Source organism: Paenibacillus sp. YN15 (assembly GCF_003285005.1).
GTDB lineage: Bacteria > Bacillota > Bacilli > Paenibacillales > NBRC-103111 > Paenibacillus_AR.
Map to the genome: position 1 here is coordinate 138,744 of NZ_QMFA01000014.1, position 9,842 is coordinate 148,585.

Sequence of the window (9,842 nt, forward strand, 5' to 3'; positions counted from 1 at the left end):
AAGGGGGCTTTTTATGTTCATATGCGGGTTTAGAGACTGCCACAGCTCTTTAGCAGCAGCCGGGAGCATCCGTATCCAACTCCCCGCTCTCTTCACGCTGCCGGATTTTTGCAATTTTGCGGGCGGAGGGGCCGCCCTGGAACTCCGATGCCAGCCACAGGTCCACCACCTCCCGGGCCTTCTCAAAATCGATGATCAACGCTCCCATGCACAGAATCTGGGCGTTGTTGCTTTTGCCCGCCCGCTCCGCGGAGACGGGATCATGGCAAAGCGCCGCCCGGATGCCCTTCACCTTGTTGGCGGCGATGGTCATGCCGTTGCCGGTGCCGCATACCAGCACCGCTCTCGGATGGCTTCCGGCCAGCACCTGCTCGGCCACCTGAAAGGCAATGTCGGGGTAATCCACATGCTCCGGGCTGTGGCAGCCGTAATCCGCCACTTCGTAGCCGCGGCTTGCCAGATAACCCTTCAGCTTTTCCTTCAATTCAAATCCCAGGTGGTCACTGCCTAAACCGATTCTCATCCGCTTCTACCTCTGTGCTCTGACCGTGGACACCCGGATTCCCGACTCCTCCAGCTGCCGGATCATCTCCGGCGGTGTTCCGGTATCTGTGATGACGTCATGGATTTTGCCGGCTTGGGCATAGCTGGCGATGGAGCCCACATTAAACTTGGTGCTGTCGATAAGGGCGATAACCCGGTCCGCAGACTCCACCATCCGCCGCTTCAGCTCCACCTCATAGACATTGAAGTCCATCAGACCGCTGTCCGGCTTGAAGCCCGCGGGGGAGGTAAACAGCAAATCGGCGCGGACCTCTCCCAGAATGCCTGCGCCCAAGGTGCCTTCGATGGCACCGGAGCCCATACGAAGCACGCCCCCGATGAGAATAACGTGAAGATACGGATTATCCTTCAGCTCCAATGCCGTATAGATTCCGCTGGTGATGACCGTCAGCTTGATCTGGGTGCGCTTTAAGCTTTTGGCCAGCTCCAGGGCGGTGGTACTGGCGTCAATCATGATGCATTGGCCCTCCTGGAGAAAATCCATGGCCTTTTGGCCGATGGCCGCTTTTTCACCGATATTCTTCTTCTCCCGGGCGGAAAAGCTGAAGGACGAGCCTGCCGGCACCGTCTGCTGGGCCAGCACGGCCCCGCCGTGAATCCGGCGGAGAATGCCCTCCTCCTCCAGCAGGTTCAGATCCGTGCGCAGCGTGGCTTCGGATACCTGAAGCTCCAGGGAGAGCTCCTTCACCGTCGCCCGCTGGTGCTTGGTCAAATATTCAATCAGGAGCAATCTGCGCTCATCTGCCATTATGTTCTTGGACAACGGGAATCACCTGCAACATTCATGAGATAGAAACACCTTACCACCTTTTGCCGGATGTTTCAAACACATAATGCCGGTTCCTGCTCCCGGGCGGAGCCGATTTCCTCCACCGCAGGCTGTGCCCGCAGGTTCTTGAGGAAATACATCTGCCGCTTGCGTCCCAGCGCCAGCATGGAATGGGTCAGCCATTGATCCTGCTGCCGCTTCACGCCCTGAAGCATGGGGCTTTCGGTAATGCCCGTAGCCGCAAACAGGCAGTCGTCGGAGCGGACCATATCCTCCAGGCGAAGAATGGCCCGGCAATCCTTAATCCCCATGCGCCGGCAGCGGTCCGCTTCCACCCGGTCCTGGGGGATCAGCCTGCCCTGCATATCTCCGCCCAGGCAGCGCAGGGCCACCGCGGACACAACCCCTTCCGGCGCGCCGCCGATGCCGTAGAACATATCCACCTCCGAGCCGGGAACAGCCGTGGCTACCGCCGCGGAGACATCTCCCTCCTGGAAGGTCATTACCTTAAAGCCTGCCTGCCGCAAGGCGGCAACGGCCTCCTCGTGGCGCTCCCGCTTCTGAATGGCGATGGTTACCTCCGATGCGGGCTTTCTCAGCGCTTCCGCCACGGCAACGGCATTCTCCACCACACTCCGGTTCAGATCCACACAGCCTTTGGCCTCCGGGCCAACCGCGACTTTTTCCATATACATATCAGGAGCGTGCAGCAATCCGCCGCGGGGCGCCAGGGCAATCACCGAAATGGCATTTTCCCTGCCGTCCGCTACAAGACTGGTTCCTTCCAGAGGATCAACCGCAATGTCCACGGCAGGCCCGCTGCCGGTGCCCAGCTCTTCGCCGATGTAGAGCATGGGGGCTTCATCCAGCTCCCCCTCGCCGATTACCACGGTTCCCCGCATGGGCAGCCGGTTCAGCAAAAGCCGCATGGCAGAGGTGGCTGCATCATCCGCCTCATTCTTCTTGCCTCTGCCGATCCAATGGGCGGAGGCCACCGCCGCAGCCTCGCATACCTCTACAAGCTCCAGACCCAGAAGCTTCATGGGATCATAGCAATTGGGAAGGGCTGACCAGTCTTTCATTTTCGTTCACTCCCGTTTATCATCGTTTTCAACAAAACCATTATCTATTATTTTCATTTTATTATCAATATGTTTTCGTTTGTTTTCGTATTGTTTTCTTTTTGGTCAAATTTATAGGTTGAAGGGGGTGGCGATCTCCTGCCCAACTCGCTGAACATGAAATTTCAAGCATAAAACCTGCTCATACGGCCAAATGGGGGGATTCAACTCGAAATTTCATCTATAATTTCAACAAAACCACCTGGAGCGGCTATTTATATATGAAAAATCGAATACAATCCTCCATTTTCGCAAATCCGGGCAAATTATACATGAATTTTCGAGTACAGCCCCTGCCTCATTCCCCGCTGCTCCATAACTCTACCTCATTCTCCACCGCTCCATAACTCTGCCTCATTTCCACCGTTCCATAACTCTGCCTCATCTCCGCCGCTCCATAACTCTGCACCCTTCTCCCCTCCGCCCTCCAATTCTGCCCCGTTTACAAACCTGCCGCAGTTTGTTATGATCCAATATAAATCGAAACGTGATGACGAGAAGAGTAGGGCAAGCACGCTTGTACAGAGAGCTCCGGCAGCTGCGAAGGAGCCAAGCGCCTTGATCCGAACCAAGGCTCCGAACAGCAGACCGGAACCCGGCCGGGGGATGGCTGACGGGCGCTCCCGTTACAGGGCTGGAGTATCGCAAGGCCCATGGGCTTTGCCGTACTTAAGATGAGGACGGGTGTGGCGACATGCCCGTTGAACTGGGGTGGCACCGCGAAGCTTCGTCCCCAAGACATGATTGTCTTGGAGGTCGGAGTTTTTTTGCGTTTACCAAATTATTCAGGAGGGATCAGAAATGGGACATGAAATGAATGATGATGCCAATCATGAGGTGAACCATGAGGTAAACCCTGCAGGATCGGAGGAGCATTTCCTGCTGAAGCAAATTGCCGGGGAGCTGGAGCTGAGTCCTTTTAGCCGAGGGATGCGCACCCGCTTTCCGCCGGAGCCCAACGGTTATCTCCATGTGGGCAGCGTCTACGCCATCCATGCCAGCTATACGGTGGCCCAACGTTATCTGGGGAATTTCCACCTGCGGCTGGACGATACCAACCCGCTGAAGGAGGATGCCGCCTACGCCCAGGCGATTATCGAGGATATACGGTGGCTGGGCTATGACCCCGGCAACCATATTTATTACGGCTCGGACTATTCCGAGGATATCTGCGCCGCAGCCGTCAAACTGATCCGCGCCGGGAAGGCGTTTGTCTGCGAGCTCACTCCGGAGGAGATGACGGCATACAGGGGAAGCTTGACGGAGCCTGGCCGGAACAGCCCGTGGCGGAACCGGTCCATGGAAGAGAATCTGGCGCTGTTTGCGGAAATGAAACGGGGCCTTCACCCCGCCGCATCCAAGGTGCTCCGGGCCAAAATCGACATGGCCTCCCCCAACATCAACCTCCGGGACCCGGTGCTCTACCGGATTATCCATGCAGAGCATTACCGGACCGGGCGGGACTGGTGCATCTACCCTACCTACGATTTTGCCCATCCCATCCAGGATGCCATTGAAGGCATTACCTACTCCCTCTGCTCCAATGAGTTCAGGGACCACCGTCCGCTGTACGAATGGGTTCTGAGGGAACTGGAGATTCCCGAGCCTCCGCGCCAACGGGAATTCGGCAGGCTTAATCTAACCGGCGTTGTCACCAGCAAACGCTATCTGCGCCAATTGGTCCAAGGGGGTTATCTGGACGGCTGGGACGATCCCCGGCTGCCCACCATCCGCGGCGCGGCGTGGCTTTACCCCCGCCGGCATTCGCAGCTTCATCAAGGAGATCGGCAATATCCGGACACAGGCTACGGTGGATATCTCCCTCTTGGAGCATTGCGCCAGACAGGACCTGAAGGGAAAAACCGTCAGCATCATGGCGGTTCTCCAGCCGCTGAAGGTTACCATTACCAACTATCCCGAATCCGGTATGGAGCTGCTGCCGATTGAAAACAACAGTGAGGTGGAAGGGTTGGGAAAAAGGGAGGTGCCTTTTTCCGGAACGCTGTATATCGAGCGGGAGGATTTTATGGAGCAGCCGCCCAAGGATTTTCACCGGCTGTCTCCGGGCGGAGAGGTGCGCTTGAAGGGAGCTTATTTTATCCGCTGCGAGGAGGTTATCCGGGATCAAAAGACGGGAGAGATTACGGAGCTGCTTTGCACCTACGACCCCCGCACCAAAAGCGGCAGCGGCTTTACGGAACGGAAGGTGAAAGGCACCATCCATTGGGTGTCCGCGCCCCATGCCGTGGAGGCGGAGGTGCGTCTGTTCGACAGGCTGCTGCTGGAGGATGAACTGCCCAAGGAGGAGGAGATAGACTGGAGCGCGCGGATCAATCCCGCCTCCCGCACTGTTCTAAACGGCGTGATGATCGAACCGGCCATTGGCCATGCCTTTCCCGAGGAGCGGTTCCAGTTTATCCGGCACGGTTATTTTTGCGCGGACAAGGAGCTGCATTCTGAAGCCCATGCGGTATTCAACCGGATTGTGCCGCTGAAGGACGGCTGGAAAGGAAAAAACGCCTCCGGCGCATGCCGGAGACGGTAACCGTTAAGCAAGCTTTTTGACCACACTGCGCGCAATCCAGACCCCTGCCGCTCCGGCTTGGGCCAGGCCGCGGGTAATGCCCGCGCCGTCGCCGCCGCAATACAGACCGGCAATCTCTGTTTCCAACTCCTCCGACAGCTTGGGCCGGGCGGAGTAAAATTTGGCCTCCACGCCATAAAACAGCGTATGCTCGGAAGCGATGCCGGGGGTCACCTTTTCCAGCGCCTCCACCATTTCGATCAGGCTCTTCATGGTATTGTAGGGCAGCACCAGCCCCAGGTCGCCGGGAACCGCTTCTTTCAGCGTAGGCTCCAGGAAACCCTCCTTGATCCGTTCCACGGTGGAGCGTCTGCCCCGTTTGATGTCGCCGTACTTCTGGACAATGACGCCGCCATTGGACAAATCATTGGCCCGCTTGCAGATTTCTCTGGCATACTCGTTGGGCTTGTCGAAGGGCTCGGTGAATTTATGGGAAACCAATAGGGCAAAGTTCGTGTTGGAGGAGCCCAGCGCCGGGTCCTGATAGGAATGGCCGTTGGCGGCCATGATGCCGCTGTGGTTTTCCACCACCACGTGGCCGCTGGGGTTGCTGCAGAAGGTGCGGACCTGCGTGCCGACAGAGGTGTTGAAGATAAATTTGCCCTCATACAGATGCTCATTTATCTCAGCCATAACCACATCCGAGGTTTCCACCCGGACGCCCACGTCCACCTGGTTGTTGTACATTTTCAGGCGGCGGCTTTTGAGGATGGAGGTTAGCCATGCCGAGCCGTCGCGGCCGGGGGCGATCATCACATAATCCGCATGATGAAAAGTTCCGTCCTTCAGCTCCACCCCTTTGACTGCATAACCCGCGGCTGTTTTTTCCGCAATAATGTCCAGCACTTCCGTCTTAAACAGCATCTCCACCCGGGTGCGGAGAAATTCAAAGATCGAGGCCAAAATCTTCAGGTTCTGTTCGGTGCCCAAATGCCGCACCTGTGCCCGGAGCAGCTTCAGTCCGGCGGCATACCCCCGCTGCTCGATCTTGCGGATAGCGTCGGTGGTGGGATCGGTAATGTGATCCGTGGCCCCGTGCTTCAGATTAATTTCATCTACGTAGCGGATCAATTCCAGCACCCGGGACGGATGCAGATAATCCGTCAGCCAGCCGCCGAACTCCGTTGTAATATTAAACTTGCCGTCGCTGTACGCTCCCGCTCCGCCGAACCCGCTTGTGATGGAGCAGGCAGGCAAACAACCGGCAAATTCCTTTTTGCCGGCGGCCGGAGGGCAAAGCTTGATCTTTTCTTCCAGAATCGGGCAAGTGCGTCTGTAAATGTCGTGGCCCTTATCAATGAGAAGCACCTTGGCTTCCGGTTTCTTCAAAACCATTTCGTAACATGCAAAAATGCCCGCCGGCCCTGCGCCGACGACAATCAGATCGTATTGAGCCATGATGCAGTCCTCCCAGGTTGGTTAAAGTCTCATTCGTAGACGGAAATTTACGGTTTCCGGTAGAGACCCCCGACCATATTAAGGGGTTATACGAACATCCTTATTGATATTACACAATGTTAACGGGTTATGTCAATGGGAATGTTCGTGTTTTTATGTACATGACTGCATATTTCTTTGCTTACTCTCGATAATGTTCGGAAATCGACAATATTGATGGAATTGCAACAAATGCCCCCGGGCAGCCCCGGTCTGCGCATGGCGCAATCCGGGGACTTGTCCGGCGGGCATCTGTCGGGCGAAGCAGATTGTGCTGCGGCTAATGCGCAGACCGGCTTTGCCAATTGGGAGGCGCTCTATCGCTGCCTTTGGCTCAGACCGGCCATGTGGCGGCTTAGCCCCGGTTATTTCGAGTAGGCGCCGTCGTCCCGGTTTTTGCCTCTTAAGCCAACAAGGCCTAAAAGACCTAAAAGACCCAACCAGCCCCAATCCATGCCGTCGTTATCGGTTGCCAGGGCATTATAGGAGTTGGTGCCGTAACGGTTGTCTGTTCCTGCTCCGTATCCGGTTCCGTACCCGGTTCCATATCCGGTATAGGTTCCGTCTGTGGTGGTGCCGTAAATTCCGCCTGTACCGCTTGCCCCTGTCATATCCTGGGTTCCAGGGGTACCGTAATTATTCACGCCGGTTGTTCCCGAGTAAGTGTTGAACGGGCTGGAGTACGGCGCGTCAGTTGCGCCGAAATTCAGCATCCCCGTTCCCGGTGTGCTGGTGGGCGCCACGGAATAGCTTCCTGTGCCATACATGCTGCTATCCTCGGCAAATACCGGCGCCGCGACGACGGCGGACAATGTCAACGCCGCTGCAAAAGCTGCCACTTTCTTATTCATGTCGGTGCTCCCTTCTGTCTCGCACATGGTTGTAGGCGACAAAGCACGGTCTGGTTGTGTTTCACAGTTTTCGTCTGCTTCATCTTGCCCCTCTTTTGTTTGTCCTTGTTCACCTCCGCCTATCCCTAGAAAAAGTCGGAGAAAACTGGGGCAGCGCCCCAACGGAACCGCGGCTGTGCGCCAGCGTGGCTCAAATAGCGGCGGTGGCCGCTGTTCTGGAGAATCGTACCGACGGGCATGGAACCAGGGAAAGGGAGAGCGGGAGAGTGTGGCAGTGCGGAAGTGAGACGGAGATGGAGAGATGGAGTGGGAGGGAGATGGAAAGTGAGGGGGTTCAGTCCCGCAAAAACCGGGCAGCCCAATTCTTGGCCTTTAAACGCCGCAGAGTTCCGTCATCCCACGGCCCTGCCCCCACAACAAAAAAAGCCCCCCGCCCATAAGGCGCGGAGGTATAAGAATGCAAATAACGGATACAGATATGGTAAAATATATCTATGTTAGTTAGAATAAAGAATAGAAATAAAATATCCTAAGCGTCTACTCGACTTACGCCGTACACGCAGGGAACCCCGACGCCCGAAGAGGCTATAGAGGGCATCTCCGCGGATATTAGCGGACCAATAAACATTGTGACATAGAGGAGATGGATGACATTGATCGGACGAGATGTAAGGGTGGGCGCGTGCCTATACGCCGACGACATGAACAGTATGGTTCGATTCTACAGAGATACATTGGGCTTTCATACTGAATGGGATGGCGGAAATTTCGCGGAGTTTGAGACGGCAAGCGGCGCGCTATCCTTGTTCATGTACAGCAGGAAAGCATTCGCGCAGGCAATTGGGGAGAGCTATGTCCCTCCAAAGGGAATCAATCAGACGTTCGAAATTGCCCTTTGGTTGCCCTGCTTTGCCGATGTGGATGCGGAATATGAGCGACTATCAAAGTTGGACGCGCGATTTCCGACTGGAGAACCCATGACCTTTTCCTTCGGCATCCGCAACTTTTATGTCGCCGACCCGGAGGGGAACCTGCTTGAAATCGGCAGCATGAGCGAAACATAGTTTAGAAGTTCGAGCCATCACAAAGGCTCCATGTTTGCGCATTCTGTTCTAATAATACGAGTATTCGGTCTGATCAGCTTTTTAAGCATTACTTAGCTCAAAACATAAAACGGTGAGATTAAAACCCTCACCGTTTTATATTTTTTATTGAAAATTAGTCCGATTAAGCCTGAAGCTGACGGTTCTTGGCGTACTTGCGGCTGCGCGGCGAGAAGAGCTGCTTGCCAAAAGCCGGGTGGTATACCAGCAGAATCATGGCTTCCCCCAGCACAATTCCGCCGGCCACATCAATTACAACATGCTGCTTCACAAATACGGTGGAGAGAATAATCGAGAGGCCGATGAATTGGGGAATCCAGGCAACCCGTTTGGACAGCTTCTCCCAATGGAAAGCCCGCATCATCATATATGTGGTCAACACATGAATGCTGGGAAAGCAGTTTACCGGCTGGTCATTGGAATAAATATAATGGACCAGCTTCAGGAAAATGGTGTCATCGGTGATAAACGGCCGCGGCACATAGGTCTGGTACGTCATGTAGAACGCGTAGCAAACAACATGGCCAAGCACGGAGCAAATGATCATCCTGTAATAGGCATCCCGGTTTTTAAAGAAGAAAAAAGCGAAGGACAGGAAGATGCAGGGACCCCAGATAATATAGGGGATAATAAAATATTCATTGAACGGAATTATCCGGTCCAGCCAGATTTCCATGGTATGCAAGGGACGTGTGATTCCGTTGGTCAACCCGTAAACATAGCTGCATGCCATAACAGTCAAAAGCCAGCCAAGGGGCATAAGCTGTTTTGCTGTGGACATGATTTTCTGCTTCACGCGGCATTCTCCTTTGCTTCTTACTGACTCATCACACTATATCAAAACTATGCGCTTCTTGCCACGGCCAAAATGCAGCACTTCTGGGGAAGGCCCCGAATGAAAAATGCGCAGCACACGTAAAAAAGGCTGTTAACAAGATACCACGAAACCGTCGCTTTTTCCAGATCCTGAATCTTATCGTATTCTTAATTTATTTGGCGCATGAAAAAACTCCCCGCCTCTCTCCCCCACCCGGTTGGGTGCAAGGAAGAAAAGCAGGGAGCCGCGCAGCTTTCCGGCGCTACTACCGGCCAAAGGTTACTTGCCCCGTCCAGGCGGACATGCCTCCGGCCATATCCAGAGCCCGGTAGCCGCGCTGGTTCAGATAATCGCAGGCTCTGGCGCTTCTTCCGCCACTGTGGCACAGCAGAATGTATTCGCTGTTGGGATTAAGCTCCTTCAGCCGGATAGGCAGCTGGCTTAAGGGAATGTGGCGGATTCCCGGAATATGGCCGGCCGCCCATTCATCATTTTCGCGGACATCAATGACGAAGGAAGCGCCGCCTGCTTTGATCCGGCTCTCCACCTCCCGGGGAGCCAGCTTTTTGGGGCGTTTGTTAAACATGGTCATCTCT

8 protein-coding genes, 1 pseudogene and 1 riboswitch are annotated in these 9,842 nt (G+C 55.2%); of the genes and pseudogenes, 2 read left to right on the forward strand and 7 right to left on the reverse strand.

Annotated elements, in window-relative coordinates; all coding sequences use genetic code 11:
- Positions 1–49: 49 nt before the first annotated feature.
- From rpiB to glpX, 3 genes are read right to left on the reverse strand one after another with little or no spacing between them, the layout of a single operon-like run.
- Positions 50–523, reverse strand: coding sequence for a ribose 5-phosphate isomerase B (gene rpiB / locus DQG13_RS13660; RefSeq protein ID WP_113020321.1), 474 nt, complete (start codon positions 521–523; stop codon positions 50–52).
- Between the two features lie 6 nt (positions 524–529).
- Complete coding sequence (locus DQG13_RS13665; protein ID WP_258525668.1) at positions 530–1,327, reverse strand: DeoR/GlpR family DNA-binding transcription regulator; 798 nt, start codon at positions 1,325–1,327, stop codon at positions 530–532.
- Between the two features lie 59 nt (positions 1,328–1,386).
- Positions 1,387–2,376, reverse strand: a complete 990-nt coding sequence (glpX, locus tag DQG13_RS13670; RefSeq protein WP_397333969.1) for a class II fructose-bisphosphatase — start codon at positions 2,374–2,376, stop codon at positions 1,387–1,389.
- 891 nt (positions 2,377–3,267) lie between these two features.
- On the opposite strand from glpX, the pseudogene DQG13_RS13675 reads away from it, so the two are divergent.
- Positions 3,268–4,999, forward strand: a pseudogene (locus tag DQG13_RS13675) (glutamine--tRNA ligase/YqeY domain fusion protein).
- Between the two features lie 3 nt (positions 5,000–5,002).
- On the opposite strand, the gene DQG13_RS13680 reads toward DQG13_RS13675, so the two are convergent.
- Both DQG13_RS13680 and DQG13_RS31485 read right to left on the reverse strand, forming a co-directional pair.
- Positions 5,003–6,436: an NAD(P)/FAD-dependent oxidoreductase gene (locus DQG13_RS13680; protein ID WP_113020323.1), complete on the reverse strand. Its 1,434-nt coding sequence runs from the start codon at positions 6,434–6,436 to the stop codon at positions 5,003–5,005.
- A 16-nt stretch (positions 6,437–6,452) separates the two neighbouring features.
- Positions 6,453–6,550: riboswitch (purine riboswitch) on the reverse strand.
- Positions 6,551–6,840: 290 nt separating this feature from the next.
- Complete coding sequence (locus DQG13_RS31485; RefSeq protein ID WP_113020324.1) at positions 6,841–7,326, reverse strand: WGxxGxxG family protein; 486 nt, start codon at positions 7,324–7,326, stop codon at positions 6,841–6,843.
- Positions 7,327–7,979: 653 nt separating this feature from the next.
- Here DQG13_RS31485 and DQG13_RS13690 point away from each other — a divergent pair.
- Complete coding sequence (locus DQG13_RS13690; RefSeq protein ID WP_113020325.1) at positions 7,980–8,390, forward strand: VOC family protein; 411 nt, start codon at positions 7,980–7,982, stop codon at positions 8,388–8,390.
- A gap of 163 nt (positions 8,391–8,553) precedes the next feature.
- On the opposite strand, the gene DQG13_RS13695 is transcribed toward DQG13_RS13690, so the two are convergent.
- Positions 8,554–9,225: a phosphatase PAP2 family protein gene (locus DQG13_RS13695; protein ID WP_113020326.1), complete on the reverse strand. Its 672-nt coding sequence runs from the start codon at positions 9,223–9,225 to the stop codon at positions 8,554–8,556.
- A gap of 286 nt (positions 9,226–9,511) precedes the next feature.
- The coding region (locus DQG13_RS13700) for a rhodanese-like domain-containing protein (protein WP_309472235.1) at positions 9,512–9,842 on the reverse strand (331 nt) is incomplete at its 5' end.